The organism is Paenibacillus sp. ALJ109b, assembly GCF_010747435.1.
GTDB classification, from domain to species: Bacteria; Bacillota; Bacilli; order Paenibacillales; family Paenibacillaceae; genus Paenibacillus; species Paenibacillus taichungensis.
The window spans coordinates 240,510-258,459 of record NZ_JAAIFP010000015.1; the positions used below are offsets into that span (position 1 = coordinate 240,510).

The 17,950-nt window shown below is 46.4% G+C and carries 19 protein-coding genes; 11 read left to right on the top strand and 8 right to left on the bottom strand.

Features of this window, described 5'->3' with window-relative positions; translation table 11 throughout:
- The first annotated feature begins 196 nt into the window (after positions 1-196).
- The 5 genes from G3352_RS17045 (at position 197) to G3352_RS17065 (ending at position 4,637) form a co-directional block, all read left to right on the top strand.
- The gene (locus G3352_RS17045; protein ID WP_163758230.1) at positions 197-1,741 is read left to right on the top strand and encodes an FAD-dependent oxidoreductase; all 1,545 of its coding nucleotides are present in this window, start codon (positions 197-199) and stop codon (positions 1,739-1,741) included.
- A 274-nt stretch (positions 1,742-2,015) separates the two neighbouring features.
- Positions 2,016-2,345, top strand: coding sequence for a PadR family transcriptional regulator (locus G3352_RS17050; protein WP_076287486.1), 330 nt, complete (start codon positions 2,016-2,018; stop codon positions 2,343-2,345).
- Positions 2,338-2,928: an HAAS signaling domain-containing protein gene (locus G3352_RS17055; protein WP_163758232.1), complete on the top strand. Its 591-nt coding sequence runs from the start codon at positions 2,338-2,340 to the stop codon at positions 2,926-2,928. The genes G3352_RS17050 and G3352_RS17055 overlap by 8 nt, the downstream gene beginning before the upstream one ends.
- A 2-nt stretch (positions 2,929-2,930) precedes the next feature.
- Positions 2,931-3,833, top strand: coding sequence for a DUF4097 family beta strand repeat-containing protein (locus G3352_RS17060; protein WP_163758233.1), 903 nt, complete (start codon positions 2,931-2,933; stop codon positions 3,831-3,833).
- An 84-nt stretch (positions 3,834-3,917) separates the two neighbouring features.
- Entirely contained in the window at positions 3,918-4,637 is a 720-nt protein-coding gene (locus G3352_RS17065; RefSeq protein WP_064641804.1) for a 3-ketoacyl-ACP reductase, read from the top strand.
- Between the two features lie 220 nt (positions 4,638-4,857).
- Here G3352_RS17065 and G3352_RS17070 read toward each other — a convergent pair whose 3' ends face one another.
- Both G3352_RS17070 and G3352_RS17075 read right to left on the bottom strand, forming a co-directional pair.
- Complete coding sequence (locus G3352_RS17070) at positions 4,858-5,406, bottom strand: helix-turn-helix domain-containing protein (RefSeq protein ID WP_064641803.1); 549 nt, start codon at positions 5,404-5,406, stop codon at positions 4,858-4,860.
- A 56-nt stretch (positions 5,407-5,462) separates the two neighbouring features.
- Entirely contained in the window at positions 5,463-5,831 is a 369-nt protein-coding gene (locus G3352_RS17075) for a glyoxalase superfamily protein (RefSeq protein WP_163758235.1), read from the bottom strand.
- A 221-nt stretch (positions 5,832-6,052) separates the two neighbouring features.
- Between G3352_RS17075 and G3352_RS17080 the strand changes: the two genes are divergently transcribed.
- The 4 genes from G3352_RS17080 (at position 6,053) to G3352_RS17095 (ending at position 9,602) form a co-directional block, all read left to right on the top strand.
- Positions 6,053-6,727 carry an alpha/beta hydrolase gene (locus G3352_RS17080; protein WP_163758237.1) on the top strand — a complete coding sequence of 225 codons (675 nt, stop codon included), beginning with the start codon at positions 6,053-6,055 and terminating at the stop codon, positions 6,725-6,727.
- Positions 6,727-7,497, top strand: coding sequence for a DODA-type extradiol aromatic ring-opening family dioxygenase (locus G3352_RS17085; protein ID WP_163758239.1), 771 nt, complete (start codon positions 6,727-6,729; stop codon positions 7,495-7,497). Before G3352_RS17080 ends, G3352_RS17085 begins: the two co-directional genes overlap by 1 nt.
- Positions 7,498-7,696: 199 nt before the next feature.
- Entirely contained in the window at positions 7,697-8,698 is a 1,002-nt protein-coding gene (locus tag G3352_RS17090) for a cation diffusion facilitator family transporter (protein ID WP_163758241.1), read from the top strand.
- Positions 8,699-9,101: 403 nt separating this feature from the next.
- Positions 9,102-9,602, top strand: coding sequence for an NfeD family protein (locus tag G3352_RS17095; protein WP_076287481.1), 501 nt, complete (start codon positions 9,102-9,104; stop codon positions 9,600-9,602).
- A gap of 407 nt (positions 9,603-10,009) precedes the next feature.
- Here G3352_RS17095 and G3352_RS17100 read toward each other — a convergent pair whose 3' ends face one another.
- The gene (locus G3352_RS17100; protein ID WP_163758244.1) at positions 10,010-11,089 is read right to left on the bottom strand and encodes a YiiG family protein; all 1,080 of its coding nucleotides are present in this window, start codon (positions 11,087-11,089) and stop codon (positions 10,010-10,012) included.
- Positions 11,090-11,252: 163 nt separating this feature from the next.
- On the opposite strand from G3352_RS17100, the gene G3352_RS17105 reads away from it, so the two are divergent.
- Entirely contained in the window at positions 11,253-11,885 is a 633-nt protein-coding gene (locus tag G3352_RS17105) for a hypothetical protein (RefSeq protein ID WP_163758245.1), read from the top strand.
- A gap of 237 nt (positions 11,886-12,122) precedes the next feature.
- Here the strand turns inward: G3352_RS17105 and G3352_RS17110 are convergent, their stop codons facing one another.
- Genes G3352_RS17110 through G3352_RS17125 form a run of 4 tightly spaced genes read right to left on the bottom strand, consistent with a single transcriptional unit; the run spans position 12,123 to position 15,906 of the window.
- A complete protein-coding gene (locus G3352_RS17110) occupies positions 12,123-13,196 on the bottom strand; it encodes an ABC transporter substrate-binding protein (RefSeq protein ID WP_076287478.1) in 1,074 nt (357 codons plus the stop codon).
- Complete coding sequence (locus G3352_RS17115) at positions 13,193-13,999, bottom strand: ABC transporter permease (protein WP_064641797.1); 807 nt, start codon at positions 13,997-13,999, stop codon at positions 13,193-13,195. The genes G3352_RS17110 and G3352_RS17115 overlap by 4 nt, the downstream gene beginning before the upstream one ends.
- Positions 13,974-14,807 (bottom strand): ABC transporter permease, encoded by an 834-nt coding sequence (locus G3352_RS17120; RefSeq protein WP_024632841.1) that lies wholly within the window; start codon positions 14,805-14,807, stop codon positions 13,974-13,976. Before G3352_RS17120 ends, G3352_RS17115 begins: the two co-directional genes overlap by 26 nt.
- Positions 14,797-15,906 carry an ABC transporter ATP-binding protein gene (locus G3352_RS17125; RefSeq protein ID WP_079695543.1) on the bottom strand — a complete coding sequence of 370 codons (1,110 nt, stop codon included), beginning with the start codon at positions 15,904-15,906 and terminating at the stop codon, positions 14,797-14,799. Before G3352_RS17125 ends, G3352_RS17120 begins: the two co-directional genes overlap by 11 nt.
- A gap of 257 nt (positions 15,907-16,163) precedes the next feature.
- Here G3352_RS17125 and G3352_RS17130 point away from each other — a divergent pair, with 257 nt between their 5' ends.
- Positions 16,164-17,435, top strand: coding sequence for an MFS transporter (locus G3352_RS17130; RefSeq protein ID WP_163758247.1), 1,272 nt, complete (start codon positions 16,164-16,166; stop codon positions 17,433-17,435).
- Positions 17,436-17,472: 37 nt separating this feature from the next.
- Here G3352_RS17130 and G3352_RS17135 read toward each other — a convergent pair whose 3' ends face one another.
- Positions 17,473-17,943, bottom strand: a complete 471-nt coding sequence (locus G3352_RS17135) for an NUDIX hydrolase (protein ID WP_163758249.1) — start codon at positions 17,941-17,943, stop codon at positions 17,473-17,475.
- Between the last annotated feature and the right edge of the window lie 7 nt (positions 17,944-17,950).

Consider the following 17,950-nt stretch of genomic DNA (forward strand, 5'->3'; position numbering starts at 1 on the left):
AATCTATCATATAGCATGTTTAGCAAAAAAAACAGGGGTGCTTCACAGGAAAATGTGAACTTTCCTCAGGAAAGTATGCGGACAATCGTTTTATTCTGGTACAGGATGGTAATCATGGATAGGAGTAAAGATATGACGTACTTATTGAGCTAGGCATAGTCCTTAATGAAAAAGAATATTGAAGGAGGAAAATCGAGTGAGTGACCATCAACAGCACCCCACGGGTTTGCCTTCCATTCCGGAATCGCTGTGGAGAGCAACAAACCCATTCAATGAATATCCGAAACTGACAGAAGATACAACCGCTGATGTAGCCATTATTGGTGCAGGAATTGCAGGCATTACAACAGCCTATTTGCTGGCCCAGAAGGGCATGCGTGTGGTTGTGCTTGAAGCCGGAAAAGTACTGGATGGCACAACAGGCCATACAACGGCCAAGGTATCGGCACAGCATGGCGTGATATTTGATGAATTGCTTCATCATTTTGGAGAAGAACAGGCCCACATGTATTATGAAGGCAATGCAACAGCTGCCAAGTGGATGCGCGATCTGGTAAAAGAGAAACAGATTGATTGCCAGTGGGCTGAGGAAGATGCCTATGTCTACATTCAATCCGAGGAAAATCTCAAAAAGCTGGAGATTGAGCTGACAGCCTATGGCAAGCTGAATATTCCTGGTCAATGGGTTGATCCCCTCCCCATCCCTGTTCCGTCCAGGGCAGGGATTAAGATGCCGGGACAGGCTCGCTTTGACCCGCTTAGTTATTTACATTACTTACTGGAATCCGCAGTCAAGAAAGGTGTACGCATCTACGAACATACAACGGTAACCGATGTAGAGGAGGATGCCTCGCTACATGTGCGGACATATGAGAATGGTCCATCCGTAACGGCCGAACATGTCGTTGTTGCCTCCCATTTCCCGGTCTATGACCCCGGATTTTATTTTTCACGGCTGCACGCTGAACGTTCCTATGCTGTTGTTGTTGAACCTCAGAAACCTTTCACCGGTGGCATGTATATCTCAGACGATGAACCCTATCGATCCCTGCGTACTGTCATTCATAAAGGGAAGGAACACATCATCTTTGGAGGGGAAAATCACAAAACCGGACAGGGCATCTGTACTGTCGGTCATTATGAAAATTTGGAGCGCTATGCAGCAGAAACATTTGGCATTCGCAACATCCCTTTCCGCTGGTCAGCCCAGGATCTGATCTCCATCGATAAGGTCCCTTACATTGGGCCAATTACTGGACGACATGAACGTGTCTATGTGGCTACCGGCTTTGCCAAATGGGGCATGACCACAGGAACGATGGCTGGGCATATCCTTACGGACCGGATTACCGGACGCGACAACGCTTACGCTGCTGTATTCGATCCTGCAAGATTCAAGGTAGACCCTGGTGTGAAAAACTTCCTTGTAGAGAATGTCAATGTAGCCGCGGAACTGATCTCCGGTAAAGTCGGCATTATTCACAAGAACACGGGAGAACTCGGCAACGATGAAGGCGCTGTTGTTCGCCATGATGGTAAACGTGCTGGCGCCTACAAGGACCCGACGGGCAAACTCTTTCTGGTGGATACTACCTGCACCCATTTGGGTTGTGAAGTGGAATGGAATGCTGGGGAACGTTCCTGGGATTGCCCATGCCACGGCTCACGCTTCGATTACGCAGGCAAAGTCATTGAAGGCCCTGCTGTTAAAGACCTTAAGGTGCTGGAAGCACAAGAATAAACTAAGCTGATACCCCCATCGTTGTATACCTTCATCCCATAGACCCGGATCGGAATCCGTCTTCAGACGGAAGTAACCGATTCGGGTTTTGCGTATGCTGATCTATAGATTAATTAGCGAGAAAACGAAGTTAGTCCAACTTAGCGGGACATCGTGATACGGAACTATTTTAAAATCACTACCTTGCATTAAACACTACCGGATGCTATGATGAATTCACGACTACTGAACAATACACACTAGTGATTGGATAGAGCAACAAGGAGGAACCCAAGTGAATGTTAATATTCAATTCAAAAAAGGGGTGCTGGAACTATGCGTCCTCGTGCTGATCAACCGCCAGGATCGTTACGGCTACGAACTGGCTCAGGCTGTATCCCAGCATATTGAAGTGGCGGAAGGTGCGCTGTATCCCCTTTTGCGGAGATTGGTCAATGACGGCTATTGTACGACTTACCTGCAGGAATCCAGTGAAGGCCCACCACGTAAGTACTATAAACTGTCTGATACCGGCCGTGACTATATGAAGACTCTAACGAATGAATGGAATAGTTTTGTGCGCAATGTCGCAAATCTTATAGAGGAAGGTACCCCAAATGAATAGACAACAATTCATGCAGGCAATGGAGATTCATCTAAGACCGATGGACCCGCTGGAACGGGCCGAATTGCTCGCTGATTATGAACAGCATTTTGAGATGGGATTAAGAGAAGGAAGAATGGAAGAAGAAATTGCACGGGAACTGGGGCATCCGATCGAGATTGCCAAAGAAGCTTTAGGTGACCGGTATGATGCATATACGCCAGGATCTGATCCGTTTTATGCGCCAACATTCGAAGAAATGCGTTCACAGCAAAAGAAGGGAAATCGGGCTGCACGCAACTTCTTCACGGCAATCGGACTTTTTTTCTTGAACATCATACTCGCGATTCCGCTAGGACTGACTCTGTGGTCGGTATGGCTCACCATTGCCAGTTTGTCGCTGCTGGTATTAGCCCCGGTTGCTGCTGCTGTGGATTTCTTATATCTCGGCCATTTCGAGTATTCTGAATTGTTCGTTTCGATTGGAGTATTCGGTATAGGCATCCTATTCGCCATTGCAACAAAATTGGTGTTTAAAGCCTTTAAGTCAATCACTCTTCAGTATATAAGATGGAATCAAAAGACGATGAAAGGGGATGTCTAATCATGAGCACCAAAAAATGGATTGCTTTAGCCATACTATGTATCGGCATCGGTTTGCTCGGAACCTCCATATACGGAGTTCAGTTCGGAGACAAGAGAGAGCCCTACTCCAAACGTTGGGAATTTAAAAATGATGAGCTGCACAATATCATGATGAATGCCAACTTAAGCGCAGATATTGAATTCGTTGTCAGTCCGGATTCCAATGGCTACATTGAAGTCGACGGAAAGTGGGACCCGGCCACCATTGAAGGTTTTAAACAGGCTTCGATAACAGATGGAACCTTTACGTTAAACCAGGAAGAGCGTTTGCGTTTGCAATTTTTCACACTTTATTGGAATAATCAGCAGCAAACAATTACGGTTGCGTTACCTGAAGGACATCAGCTGGATGAAGTTAACATCGTCTCTTCTTCCAGTGATCTGGATCTGAAGGGTCTGCATGCCAATACCTTGGACCTTAACACTACGTCTGGAAGCATTCACCTTCAGGATATTACCGTACCAACCATTCAACTCGATCTAACTTCAGGAGACATTAAAGCTGCGGCAATTGCGGGAGATATGGAAGTCAAACAAACTTCCGGAAGTTTCACGCTGAATGGCATTGATGGCGATGTGACCCGAAGTGTACAGTCAGGAGATACCAAAATTACGCAATTGAACGGTGCAGCAAATGTTAAGTTCACTTCCGGTAGTGTGAAAATTGAGCAAGAAGTTTCAGGTCCAATTGATGTATCGGGACAATCAGGAGATATTTCCATACAGGCAGCGCCCGATTTTGACGGCATTTACGATGCACAGGCCACATCCGGTGATGTAAATATACCTGATTCCCCCATGGTAAGCCGTGAGGTCATCAAAGCTCGCACCACTTCAGGCAGCATCAAGATCAAACAATCATAATAAATCATGATGAAGCAAATATTCGAACTGTGGGTAATATAGTATAATTAAATGCTAGTCCAATTCTAAGGAGGAGTTACCCACATGGAACTTAAAAATAAAACGGCTGTCATCACTGGCGCCGGTAAAGGTATTGGCCGTGCCATTGCTGAAGCACTTGCCAAGGAAGGTGTACATCTTGGACTTATCGCTCGGACGGCCTCCGATCTGGAGGCTCTCCAGCAATCGCTGAGCCAGGAATATGGTGTAAAAGTAACCAGTGCTATTGCGGATATTTCCGATCGTACTCAGGCTGAAGCAGCCGTAGCTGCGATTGAGATGGAGCTTGGCGCAGTCGACATTCTGATCAACAATGCAGGCATTGCAAGCTTCGGCACACTGCTGGACATGGACCCGGAAGAGTGGGAACGTATCCTGCATGTTAATGTCATGGGTACATACTATGTAACTCGTGCTGTACTGCCAAGCATGATTAAGGAAAGCAGCGGCAGCATTATCAACATCGCCTCCACCGCAGGCGAGCGTGGATTTGCTACAGGCTCAGCTTACTGTGCTTCCAAATTCGCACTGCTCGGCATGACCGAATCCCTAATGCAGGAAGTGCGCAAATCCAATATCCGAGTTACTGCGTTAACACCAAGTACAGTGAACACGGAGCTGGCAACTAATGCCGGACTCAAAATTGGAGATGAAGACCGCATGATGCAAGCGGAAGACGTAGCTGAACTGGCTTTGGCGACGCTCAAACTGTCGGACCGTGTATTTGTTAAAGCCGCAGGCATCTGGACAACTAATCCACAGTAAGCAGGATCAGTCAGACTATTTATAAAGAACAATGAATGACGGAAGCAACCATTTCTAATGATGCACTCCGTCGCCATCCAGCCGCCCGAGAAACCTCTGGGCGGCCTTTTACATATTCAGCAGCCGCCAACGTGTCCGAATATGATTCATCATGCTGATTCTCTACCCTTATGATTAATGCAGCGTTACTTCTCTCATTCTCCATTCCACGATCCTCAGCTTATGCGTTCCACAAATGGTCCAAATCCAACTCCTTGGACACGGCGATCAGTACTACCGCGGGCTCCTCCCCAATATTGGTTACTTCGTGGGGAACGATGGCATTCCAGCTGAATGAATCCCCCGCTTCCAGAATCTCTACATCCTCACACTGCTCTGCGCGAATTCGGCCTTGCAGAACCAGATGACTCTCTTCTCCGGCGTGCTTATTAACCCCAGTCGATGCACCTGCTGGCAGCTCTACAATGGACATGCGCATGGCACCCTTTGCCGTTAGATGCTGTACTTTGATCTGCCCACTTCCGGCAGTCGTCTCCTTGCGCTCATCCTTGCGCACCACGTTCATCCGCTGCTCCGGTGACAGCAGCAAGTATGGCAGTGGCACTTCCAGATAATCTGCGATACTTTCAAGCGTCGCGATGGACGGTGATGTTTTATTATTTTCCACGTTGCTGATAAACCCCTTGGACAGCCCCGTACCCTCGCACATTTGCATGATGGTGATCTGTTTTTGTTTGCGGATCGTACGAATGGCTAGACCAATATCCATGCTGCAATCCTCCCCCTTTGATCTGTATATCCGATCTGAATAATCAATACTCAATCTTATTCTGCGTTAGGTTCATAAAAAACAATCCGGTTGCCAAACGGATCAATCACTGTCATTTCCCTTAAATTCCACGGTGTGTCGGTAATGCCAGGTCTGGAATGCTTGTACTTTTTCCGATTGAGCGCCTCACATAATGCATCGAGCGCATCCGTTTCTATTCGCAATGCCCCTCCAGGCGTACAATCGCCATGATGTCCGGATAGATGCAATTGAATGGAGTCCAAAGATACCTGCATATATAGAGGCAAATCTGGCTCAAACCGATGTTCCCAATCCAATCGAAAACCCAGATATTCCAGGTAGAACTCTTTCGCCTTGTCTTCATCAAATATCCTCAGAATAGGTACGATTCCGTTGAGCATCATTATCACGTCCTTGGGAGTAATATGTGGATTACTTTGGCGATCCGCCTGCTACATCGTTATAGAGCATTATAGATTTTTTATACGGAACATATTTTCATAATACAAAAAAAATATTGACCCTACAATGGAATCATGATAAATTTTGTTCATCAATAAGAATATTAATTTCATATTAGTGAACTTTATTTTGATTACTCATTTCTTAACAGGTGGTGGTTGCATTGAATTATTCATTGACTTACGAGGTTCGGCTTCCTTCCAATTACAATACAGAACAACAATACCCCGTTATCTTTGCCCTGCATGGTATGGGTTCGGATGAGCAGGATATGCTTCGTTTAATGGAGCCTCTTCAGTCCGATTTTATTATCGTCGCCGTACGTGGGCCCATTGTTCAGGGTAGTGGCTACGCCTATTTTCAAATTAAAAGCATTGGCAATCCCGTCCGTGAGTTGTTCGACGCCTCTGTTCAGGGACTGCAACAGCTAATGGTTGACCTGTCCGCCCAATATGCCATTGATCCCGCACGGCGTTACATCGCCGGATTCAGTCAGGGAGCCATTATGGCGATGACGCTCTCGCTGATCATGAGAGATGCAATCAAGGGAATTGTAGCCATGAGTGGTTACATTCCACAATTTGTGAAAGACGAATACAAGATACAGCCCAACTCGGAGTTATCTGTATTTATTTCGCATGGCGATCAGGATCATCTCTTCCCGCTGCAACTTGGCGAAGATAACGCCAGCTTTTTCCGGGAACAGACCAATAACGTTACGTACGTTCCATATCACGGTGGACACCAAGTCACCCCAGACTTATATCAACAATTTCAACTATGGCTTCGGACGGATGCCAAGCTAACTGCCGAAGACCCGAAAGGACTGAATTCATAATGATGCCATCTCTGTTTATCGCTCACGGTGCGCCATCACTTGCACTGGAGGAAAATGCATACACTGAATTTCTGCAAAAACTTGGACAGGAACTGCCGAAACCCAAAGCGATCGTATTGTTCTCTGCTCACTGGGAATCTACAACTCAATTGGTTTCTTCAGTAGCCAATTATGAGACCATCTATGATTTCGGCGGCTTCCAGCCCGAGCTATATCAGATCAAATATCCTGCTCAAGGACATGAAGAGACAACAGCGGAAATTCAGCGCCTGTTCGCGAATGTTGGTATTCCGGTAGAAAATGACTCCATTCGTGGTCTGGATCACGGTGCTTGGGTCGTCCTACGCCTGCTTTATCCGAATGCGGACATTCCGGTCATTGCATTATCCGTGAATCGATATCTGTCCAATGAACAGCAATATCAGGTAGGACAAGCGCTGGCTACATTGCGTGAGCAGGACGTTCTAGTGATTGGCAGTGGAGGAACGGTACACAACCTGCGTCAGTTAAACTGGGAAAGCGCAGGCGTTGATCCTTGGGCCATGGCATTTGACAACTGGCTGCATGACAAACTGGTGGGCTGGGATACAGCGTCCCTCTTCGCCTATGACAAACTGGCACCATCAGCCCAAGCAGCCGTGCCAACTCCAGAGCATTTTGTACCATTGCTGCTCGCCATGGGTGCGGGAGATCAGAACAAACAGGCATCCCTTCTGTTCAAAGCCTATCAGTATGGCAACCTGAGCCTGTCTTGCTGGAAATTTGATTGATCCATTGATATAACACCTTATATAAAAATAACCAGACACTCGTGCGAACTCGCACGGGTGTTTTTAGTGATATGACCTTTTTTGCATAATGCTGGGAGTTGTAAAGCAAGCTATAATAACATTTAGTGGAAATGACCAAGCTGTAATTAAGGAATACTCTTTCTACACCTATCACATCTTTCTGGGAGGAACATTCGAAGTGGCTGAACAACCAAAGTCTGAGAGCTTAATGTCTCTCGTCAAAAAGGGAAACACATCCTCGGCCGTAGCTATGGCAGGAAATGCCGTACTTGCACTGTGTAAAGGAGGAGCCTTTCTATTCAGTGGCAGTGGCGCCATGTTCGCCTCGGCGATGCACTCTTTGGCCGATGCCATCAACCAAGGGTTTGTCTTTGTCGGAAGTGTGTTGTCCGAGAAAAAACCTACACGCCGCTTTCCGACCGGATTCGGGCGAGTCATCAACATTTTCTGTATGATTGCCGTTATCGTTGTTACCATTATGGCGTATGAAACGATCCATGAAGGGATTCACTTGTTACTGCATCCGGCTGCTCATTCCGGCGGTATCTGGATTAACATCGGCGTGCTGGTGCTTAACATTGTGATCGATGGAGCCATTTTGATTAAAGCGATGAAAGAAATTATACACGAAGCACGTGCGCCCAAAGCGTCGGGCCTCGCCCTGTTCCCTGCTGCGATCAAAAATGTAGGACGCGCCGCACCGTCAACACGCCTTGTATTTTACGAAGATATTGTAGCGGTACTCGGTGCGACACTCGCACTGATCTCTGTCGTCGTCATTGCACTGACCAATTTTGCATTGCTCGATGGAATCGTGACGACCATTATTGGATGCCTGATGATTGCTGTCGCTTTCCGTGTCGGTTATGACAATATGATCGGACTGATTGGTGTAGCGGCTCCACAGGATGTTGAGGATAAAGTATCCCAGACCATTCTGGCAGACTCTCATGTTGCAGATATCCAGATGATGCGCATTATTCAGGAAGGTCGTTATTATCACGTAGAAGGTCTGATTGAACTGACCAAAGGATTGAGTCTTGCCGATGCCGATGATATCAAGTTCCGTATCCAAGAGAAGTTAATGACAGATCCGGACATTGCTGATGCGGCCATTTCGATTATCGAAGATGATGGCGTGAACAGCTGGGGCAAGAAGCATTCTGATGTATTGAAATAACGGATTTTCCTGTTTTAATAATAGAAAAGGGCCCACTCTTCGCGGAGTGGGCTTCTTCACATAGCAAACAACGCGACATAGCTAATATAACTCCATGGCTGCTAAAGTTGAGCTAAACTTGTTGGTTAGCATTCGCTGAGTGACCGGCATGGGGTTTACTTCTGCCACCTTGCTTCATGCCCATCTTTATCAATTTATCCAGCCATTTCAGACGGAACGCCTCAGTGGAGCCTTTGATTGGACTAATCTCGATTGCATGTTTTAACCTAGACTTTAGTCTAGGTTCAGTTTAACTCCAAAGACCGAGGATACCCATTTGCGGTTCATGGTATGCTGTGAATAACGAGAAAACATACTCCATGACCGTTCGGGAATTGATCTTGTATTGAAAAGGAGAGATATTATGGCTAAACGCACCATCCTTGCGCCTGTGCTTATTTTGCTCGGCGTGTACCTGATTTTGAACCAGGGAGGTTCACTCGGTCCTGGTACAATCTTTGCCACGTTCTGGCCCACCCTATTTGTGATTCCACTGGGGCTATTCTTCCACTGGCTGTACTTCTCCATGATTGGACGAGGGATCGGATTGCTGGTTCCCGGGGGCATCTTGCTTACGGCAGGTATTGTCAGCCAGATCGCCATGCTCTTCGGTAACTGGAGCACGATGTGGCCTGGCTTCATTCTTGCGGTAGCGGTAGGTTTGTTTGAATTGTATTGGTTCGGTGGCCGTAACAAATGGTTGTTGATTCCGATCAACATTCTGACGGTTATCTCACTGTTATTCTTCTCCGTCATGTCGATTGGCACGATGCTGAATAGTCTGTCTTTTGTCCAGCCATTCGTGGCCATTGTGCTGATTATGGGCGGGGCGTGGATCATTGTGGGTCGCAAAAAGCGCATGTAAATCATCTTATATCGTTTACACTGACCACTCCGATGGCAGAACAACTTTCGATCGCTGTTATCGTCGGATTTTTTTGATCCCCCTTAATGGAGGGTAAAATCCGGCGATAAAGGCGAGCGCTTCGCTTCTCCAGTTTGTTCTGCCCTCTCCGTTATTGTGTAAACTAAATAGAACAAAACACTTGAGCTATTTGCTCTGAGGTAGGGTAAAGAAAAAGCCAAACATCCCCTGGTCCATTAAAGGATCAGGGGATGTTTGGCTAAGAGTCATGTATGCATGCCTCTATACTGGCAGGCGTGTGTGCTGATATATATTCGGCATATAGAAATACTCCGCATGGCTATGCATTTTAAATTCGAGGAACAAATCGTTATATTGCGTATACTTTGAGCTTGAAAGTTAGCCTCTCACTGGATGCCCTGATTGTATATATTAATTGCCGCAATGACCGCAGCGTTATACTTTTCAGGCGTTCCTTTTTCATGTTTAAGCGCAAATTCCGCTCTTAACTTATAATCGGGAACTTTATTCTTATCGTTGATCCGCTCGATGATTTCAGATGCAGCCACTTTCACTGCTTTGGCATTATCTATGAACATGTTCAACTGATTCGGTGAAAAACCTTCTGACTGCACCCTCGTATCGTCAGAGGAATACTGGATCAAGGACTCCATGGTACTTTTTAGAGAATCGTACATCTTCTTGAATTTCTTCATATCGATATCTAGCACATTGCTTGCGTTGATGCCCTGCTCCTCCATCTCTGCCTTTAACGCATTAGCATCGCTTATAAATTGCAACGCGCTATATCGGAGTAGCTGATCGTTCTCCTGCAATTGTTCCATCGTTTCCTTTAGATGCTGTTCTGACATCTTACTCAATGCCAGAATGAAAACCTCCTTTGCTTTCTCATACTCATCATAGGATGAGAGAATCTGATTATGTAGTTGCTTGCCTTTTTCGAACTGGTCATCCACATACATTTTCAAATCATAATAGTCATGCGCTTCCTTGACGTACCCAATCAGCTTATTCATGGATGGTTCCAAATTAAGAGCGGCTGTATCCAACGGGTCAAATGCCGGTTCTTGACGGGCAAGTTCAAAGGCTTTCTTAATGTATGTCTCATCCCTGTCCACGAATGACCTTACCCAATAGTTATGTTTTTTGTTGAATTTAATATTAGGCTTGCTACTAAATGTTTTTAAATAATGCTCCATTACATCGTTCAGCCGCCCAGTTATAATATTATTAAGCATGATATAGGCGTTATATTTGTTCATTTTAAGTTCTTCTGCCTCAGCTTCACTAAGCTTGTCTTTATGATCTTCAGATACAGATTGTTCTGTCTGTACATCCCCCGATGTACTAATTCCCTCGTTAGGACTTACCTTGTCCGCATTCGGCTTGCCAATCTCATGTTTGGTACAACCACTTAATACCATAATGATACTCAGAACAATTGTTATGCTGCGCCAACTTTTCATTTCCTTATCCTCCAAAATTTTGTATAAGCATCCCTATTTCATCGGCAAAACCATAAAATAAATTAATCCTTTATTAGATTTCTTTTTTTATTTTGTAAACATTTAACTTTAATTGATAAACTCCGATAAATATATAGATATTAGCTAAGGAGGATTTAATTAAATGACAGAGGAATGGACTATTGAGAGCTTCGACATGGACAAAAACAGGACATTAATTCTTACTCCCGAGTATCTGTATGTGAAAATTCCCAAAGAAGATGCACTAAGATTTGTTACAGAAGGTAAGCAAGGGAACTGGGAGTGGACTGACAACGTCAACTCCAAAGATGTTGTTCACTTAAGCTCGATTCATCGTGTAAAAGCCAACAAAAAAGATTCGATGGTAGACATGGATTTGGATAATAATTCACTCAAAAAGTACAACTTCTATTTTTTCATCGACGAACCAGAGATCAAGCAGCAATTTCTCGAAAAATTGCATTCTTACCTAAACGAAAGCCATACATACGAAGAAAAACAGGTTTCTCCGCTGAAATCCGCCTTCAAACCTTTACTTACACTGTTTATAACAGCGGCTGTTGCTTTTATTCTTGCTTATCTTGCCTCTAACCCTTTGGAACCAGGCAAAAGCTACAAAGTAAGGTTGAAGGTTAAGGTACTTTTCGACTTCCTTACCGATATTGGCCCTGTTCCCATTATCATAACGGCTAGCTTGATTGCACTCATCACAGTCATAGTCATGTTTGCACGTATCAAAAACCCACCGCTTCTCGTATCCTTGCAAAGAAAATAATTAATAAGCACAACATTTTAGTAAGGTTCTTGTTATATAAATTGAACACCTATATACACGAGAACATAAAGGACAAGAATCCTTTATGTAGTAGCAAAGGTTCATTCAACACAACATCAGCAAGGAAAAATCAAAAAAAAAAAGCAGCAACCCTCGCCCGATTTGTACTGGGAGATGGTTACTGCTTTTTTTGTTAGCTTAGCAATATAACAGCATATTCAGCTACGAATCGCCTTCTTATTTGCTATGCATTTTAAATTCGAGGAACAAATCGTTATAATGCGAGAGCATTTTTTTGCCCAGATTATTGTACACTTCCAGCTTACCCGTCAGTGTCTCATCTGGATAGAATCGCTCATCCTCCGAAATATCCTCTGGCAGCAGCTTCAATGCCTCGGCATTTGGTGTAGAGTACCCGACATATTCAGCATTACGAGCTGCATGATCCGGGTCCAGCATGAAGTTGATAAACTGATGAGCGCCTTCAATATTACTCGCCGTCTTCGGAATAACCATGTTATCGAACCAAAGGTTCGAGCCTTCCTCAGGAACCACGTAATCCAGCTTGTCGTTCTCATCCATAATTTCTGACGCATCACCGGACCATACGAGTCCGACTGCGGCTTCCTCGTTTGCCAGCAGCATTTTGATCTCGTCTCCGACAATCGCTCTCACATTAGGCGTGAGGGTGGACAGTTTCTTCAAAGCTTCCTGCAGATGATCTTCGTTCGTATCGTTCAACGAATATCCGAGGCTGTTCAGCCCCATACCGATGACTTCACGGGCACCGTCGAGCAGCAAGATTTGATTTTTTAAACGTGGGTCCCACAGGTCGTTCCAGCTCTCAAATGTTAACCCATCGACCAGTTCAGGATTGTACACAATACCCACCGTTCCCCAGAAGTAAGGGATGGAGTACTTGTTGTCCTCATCAAAGGATAGGTCCATGAACCGGGAGTCGATGTTGCTCAGATTGGGCAGCTTACTGTGATCCAGCGGAATGAGCAGGTTTTCCTCTTTCATTTTGCTAATCGCATACTCGGAAGGAATCGCCACATCAAACGTCGTTCCGCCCTGCTCAATCTTGGTTAACATCGCTTCGTTCGAGTCAAACGTTTGATAGATCACCTTGATGCCGGTCTCTTGCTCAAATTCCTTCAGCAAATCGGGATCGATATAATCGCCCCAGTTGTAAATCGTCAGTGTATTGCCGCCGGAATACCCCTGACTCTTGTTCAGATACGAAGCGAGAATCATCAAGGCAAAGGCAGCCACAAATACAATTGCAAATGTCCGAACCAGTTGCTTCATGGACGCAGCCCCCTTCCGGCAGGCGTACGCGCGGCACGGCGGTTAATGAAGTAATACCCAACCACCAGTAGCACCGTCAGCAGGAACAGCAGTGTGGACAGCGCATTGATGGACAATGACACGCCCTGTCTTGCTCTTGAATAAATCTCCACAGAGAGTGTGGAGTATCCGTTACCCGTGACAAAGAATGTTACTGCGAAGTCATCAAGCGAGTACGTCAATGCCATGAAGAACCCGGCAAAAATACCCGGTTTAACGTATGGAAGCACGACACGGGTCAAGATCTGCCATGATCCAGCACCCAGATCGCGCGCCGCATCCATCAAGGTCGGACTCATCTCCTGAAGCTTTGGCAGTACCATAATTACGACAATCGGCACGCTGAATGCGATATGAGACAACAGTACCGAAGTGAATCCAAGCTTGATGCCAATCATGGTGAACAGAATCAGAAAGGATGCACCGATGATGACATCCGGACTAACGATCAGCACGTTATTGAGTGACAGCAACGTATTCTTGGTCCGTTTGCGCCGCACATGGTAGATCGCCAGTGCCCCTGCCACACCGAGCATCGTCGAGATCGCAGAGGACAGGAGCGCAATAATAAACGTATTCAGTACAATGATTAGCAGCCGGGTATCGGCAAATACTTCTCTGTACCATTCTAATGTAAACCCTTCGAAGCCGCGCATATGCCCGCCACTGTTGAAGGAATAGAAGATCAGATACGCGATCGGTGCGTACAGTATGGCGAATACAACGGCCAGATAGACGTTAGACAGCTTTCCGTTTCTTCCCATTACGCACCTCCTTCTTGCCTGATCCAGTCAGGAACATAATGATCGCCATCGCAATAATCAAAAAGACTGCAATGGTCGAACCCATCCCCCAGTCCTGGGTGACGAGAAAATGCTGCTCAATCGCTGTTCCCAGCGTTATTACCCGGTTCCCCGCAATAAGGCGGGTAATCATGAACAAGGATAGCGCCGGAATAAATACGGCCTGACAGCCAGATTTCACACCGCTGAGCGTCAGCGGGAAGATAACCCGACGGAACGTCAGCCATGACGATGCCCCAAGATCCCGGGCCGCATAGATCAGCGACGGATTCATCTCTTCCAGCGCGTTGAAGATCGGCAGGATCATAAACGGAATGAAGATATACACTGAGACAAAGATAAAGCTAAAATCGGTGAATAAAATCTGTTGCGTGCCAATGCCCACCACTTCAAGCAGGGAATTGGTCAAGCCATACGTGCCGAACAGGCCGATAAAGGCGTACGCTTTTAACAACAGATTAATCCAGCTTGGCAAAATAATAAGCAACAGCCACAGCTGCTTGTGCTTCGTACGAGTCAGTAAATACGCCGTCGGATACGATACCAACAGCGAGAACACCGTGATCAGAAATGCATACCAGAACGAGCTCAGGGTCATCTGCATGTACACAGGTGTAAAGAACCGAGCGTAGTTACCCAGCGTGAAATTGCCCTCCACATCGAAGAACGAGTAATACACCACCAGCAGAACCGGAGCAACTACAAACAACACCATCCATAATACATATGGAATCAGATACGCATTGCGTGTACTCGCCTTAGTCTGCATGAACGGCCTCTTGGTAGGCTTCCAGACGTTTATCGAACTCTTCTTCCGTCTCGTTAAAGCGCATGACGTGGATGGCTTCCGGGTCAAAATACAGTCCAATACGAGCGCCTACGACGGCTTTCTTCGTGGAATGCACCAGCCACTCATTACCCGCATCATCGTAGGTCGATATCTCGTAATGCACCCCACGAAACAGCTGAGAGTCAACGTTGACCTGCATCTTGCCCTGTTCCTCGGTTGTAATTTCCATATCCTCTGGACGAATCACAATCTCCACAGGCTCGTCCCGCTGCAAACCCTGATCGACACACTCGTACTCTGCGCCAGCGAATTCCACCACAAAGTCCTGCTTCATTTTGCCGGATACAATGTTCGATTCACCAATAAAGTCAGCCACAAAACGGTTAATCGGCTCATCATAGATATCATTCGGCGTTCCGCTTTGTTGAATGACGCCACCGTTCAGGACAAAGATCTCATCTGACATCGCCAAGGCTTCTTCCTGATCATGCGTGACAAAAATAAACGTAATGCCCAATCGCTGTTGCAGCTCGCGCAGTTCATACTGCATTTCGGTCCGCAGCTTCAGATCGAGCGCCGAGAGCGGCTCGTCCAACAGCAAAATTTCAGGTTCATTGACAATCGCCCGCGCAATCGCAACACGCTGCCGTTGTCCGCCGGACATCTCGCCAATTTCACGGTTCTCATAACCGGAGAGATTGACGAACTTGAGTGCTTCCAGCACTTTGCCGCGAATTTCAGCGGTTTTCATTTTTTTGATCCGCAAACCAAAAGCTACGTTCTCAAATACGTTCAAATGTGGAAATAACGCGTAATCTTGAAATACGGTATTCACCTGCCGCTGGTGAGCCGGTACTTGGTTAATCAGTGCACCGTTAAAATAAATACTGCCCTGTGTCGGCTCCGCAAAGCCGGCGATCAGGCGCAATATCGTTGTTTTCCCGCAGCCTGACGGGCCGAGTAGCGTATAAAATTTACCCCGCTCAATCTCGAAGCTGACTTCCTTCAATACGGCTTCATCCTGATCGTATTGCTGGGTCACCCGGTCGAACCGGATAATCGGTTGTTGTTCTGACATGCTTCATTTCGCCCCCTTTAAACTTGAGGTATACCTTGAGCCTGTACACTTCTTTTCATGCATGCTTCATTACAAATCCCATCTATTATATATGATTCAGCTATATCCGCAATGGTTTTGATGTAAACGCCATGTGTTATTTCTTCTTATTCTCACAAATACAGCATACATTACGGGTATATGTCGATATCTACGCATCCAAGTAGAGCGATTTCATGAGGATTTCGGAATCAAGTCATGTGAAAGGAGTCCTGTTCGTGGATATTCGCCGTAACCTGCCTTTGCTGATGATCATTTGTTTTCTGAGTCAGATGGGCGGTTTTATGATCCTGCCCCTGTTCCCTTTGTTTATTGAGGAATTCGGCCTGTCCGGCTGGATGATGGGGGTTATTTTTGCACTCTTTTATGTCGGCAAAGTAATTGGCGGGGTGCCCGCTGCGGCACTCTATCGGAAAATTGGGGGTAAGCGGGCACTTATTGCCATGCTGCTGCTGCTCGCTGTTTGTATGGGTGGTTTCGCTGTATCTTCTGCCGCGTTAGTATTCGGTCTGCTGCGGCTGCTGCAAGGGCTCGCTTCTACCGGACTTACAGTCGTCGTGCGTTCCATCATCGGGGATGAGGGGAATGTCGACAACCGGGGTCTGTACAATGGTTATATCAGCAGCAGTGAAGGCGGGGGTATGGTGCTGGGTCCGGTCATCAGCGGCTGGCTCTCATTGCATTGGCCTTTATCGGTGCCTTTTTTACTCGTTACCGTGTGCTGTCTGATGGCTGTGGTTGCGGCAATGGGGATGAAGACAGCAGTAAAGCGCAATCCTGTATCTGAAAATGTGGCGGACGGCCACGACTTAAGTGAGTCTCCAACTGATGCCAAACCAACGCAAACGCCTGCCGATTATACAGTTTCTCCAGTAAACGCTACTCCTAGCCCAACCACTCCTGAACCGTCCACCGGACTTACCCGGAGGCAGCAACTGATTGGCTACGGTACGGTTCATTTCCTGGAGATGAGCGCTTATGCCGTGTTTCTGACTTATTTTGCATTGTATGCGGCTCATATCATGCACTGGGATCCGTTTGCAATCAGTCTTGCCTTTACCGTCGTTGGTATCTCTACACTCGCGGCTGCTCCGGTGGCCGGTTACCTGTCTGATCGGATGGGTGACCGTCTGCTGCTCTGCATGTTCGGCATGCTGATGATTGGCATCGAAGTGGTCGTTTTTCTGAGCACATCTTCGTATGTGCTGGTTTACGTGGGCATGCTGATCGGCGGCGTAGGCGGTGCATGTTACATGGATTCGTTCTTTGCTCACATCGGGGATCATATCCCAGACGAGGGTAGGAGCTCCGTCATAGGCAAAATTGTCTCTGTGGCAGAGATCGGTTCCATCGTATCCCCTCTGGTGGCTGCTCTGCTTGTGGAGCGTGGATCGCTGTATACCGTGTTTGTGTTCAACCTGCTTCTGATTGCTGCTGCCATTGCCGTTCAGGCAGTGATGCGCAGCCGTTACAGATCGAAACGAGTGTAGACGCACAAGGCTGACCACATCAGTGGGCAGCCTCCATTCATTTATTTACTCTTAATAAAGTTGCTATATGTAGTGCATTTTCTTCGATTTTACTTTTTAGATAAGGGTCTGTGTTCTCAGGCAATTCCGTCGGCTTGTAAAACTTCGCTTCAAGAACTTCCACCCCATCGGGCTTCAACTCGCCTTCGAACTCTGTGCAAATATAACCAATGACCACATTATAATATTCATGTCCATTTCTTAATTTCGTATATAACTCTTTCCCCGAGAAGACGCCGTATAGCACAAGTTTCTTGATCTGAATTCCAATTTCTTCTTTGACCTCTCGCCTCGCAGACTCTTCCACCGATTCGCCTAACTCCATAAACCCACCCGGTACTCCCCAGGTATGATCCACATGTCGTACCAACAACATTTCACCTGATTTATTCAATATCAAAATACTCGGTCTCACCAGAATAACTGGTGCATTGCCAACCATTTCTCGAAGCGATTCAATATAGCCCATAGCTAAC

Bases quoted from the DNA above. Each gene is read 5' to 3' on its own strand.
- G3352_RS17100 (WP_163758244.1), bottom strand. From the start codon at position 11,089: ATGAAAAGTTGGCGCAGCATAACAATTGTTCTGAGTATCATTATGGTA.
- G3352_RS17115 (WP_064641797.1), bottom strand. From the start codon at position 13,999: ATGGGAAGAAACGGAAAGCTGTCTAACGTCTATCTGGCCGTTGTATTC.
- G3352_RS17120 (WP_024632841.1), bottom strand. From the start codon at position 14,807: ATGCAGACTAAGGCGAGTACACGCAATGCGTATCTGATTCCATATGTA.
- G3352_RS17065 (WP_064641804.1), top strand. From the start codon at position 3,918: ATGGAACTTAAAAATAAAACGGCTGTCATCACTGGCGCCGGTAAAGGT.
- G3352_RS17070 (WP_064641803.1), bottom strand. From the start codon at position 5,406: ATGGATATTGGTCTAGCCATTCGTACGATCCGCAAACAAAAACAGATC.
- G3352_RS17055 (WP_163758232.1), top strand. From the start codon at position 2,338: ATGAATAGACAACAATTCATGCAGGCAATGGAGATTCATCTAAGACCG.
- G3352_RS17110 (WP_076287478.1), bottom strand. From the start codon at position 13,196: ATGAAGCAACTGGTTCGGACATTTGCAATTGTATTTGTGGCTGCCTTT.
- G3352_RS17085 (WP_163758239.1), top strand. From the start codon at position 6,727: ATGATGCCATCTCTGTTTATCGCTCACGGTGCGCCATCACTTGCACTG.
- G3352_RS17095 (WP_076287481.1), top strand. From the start codon at position 9,102: ATGGCTAAACGCACCATCCTTGCGCCTGTGCTTATTTTGCTCGGCGTG.
- G3352_RS17060 (WP_163758233.1), top strand. From the start codon at position 2,931: ATGAGCACCAAAAAATGGATTGCTTTAGCCATACTATGTATCGGCATC.
- G3352_RS17135 (WP_163758249.1), bottom strand. From the start codon at position 17,943: ATGGGCTATATTGAATCGCTTCGAGAAATGGTTGGCAATGCACCAGTT.
- G3352_RS17125 (WP_079695543.1), bottom strand. From the start codon at position 15,906: ATGTCAGAACAACAACCGATTATCCGGTTCGACCGGGTGACCCAGCAA.
- G3352_RS17105 (WP_163758245.1), top strand. From the start codon at position 11,253: ATGACAGAGGAATGGACTATTGAGAGCTTCGACATGGACAAAAACAGG.
- G3352_RS17075 (WP_163758235.1), bottom strand. From the start codon at position 5,831: ATGATGCTCAACGGAATCGTACCTATTCTGAGGATATTTGATGAAGAC.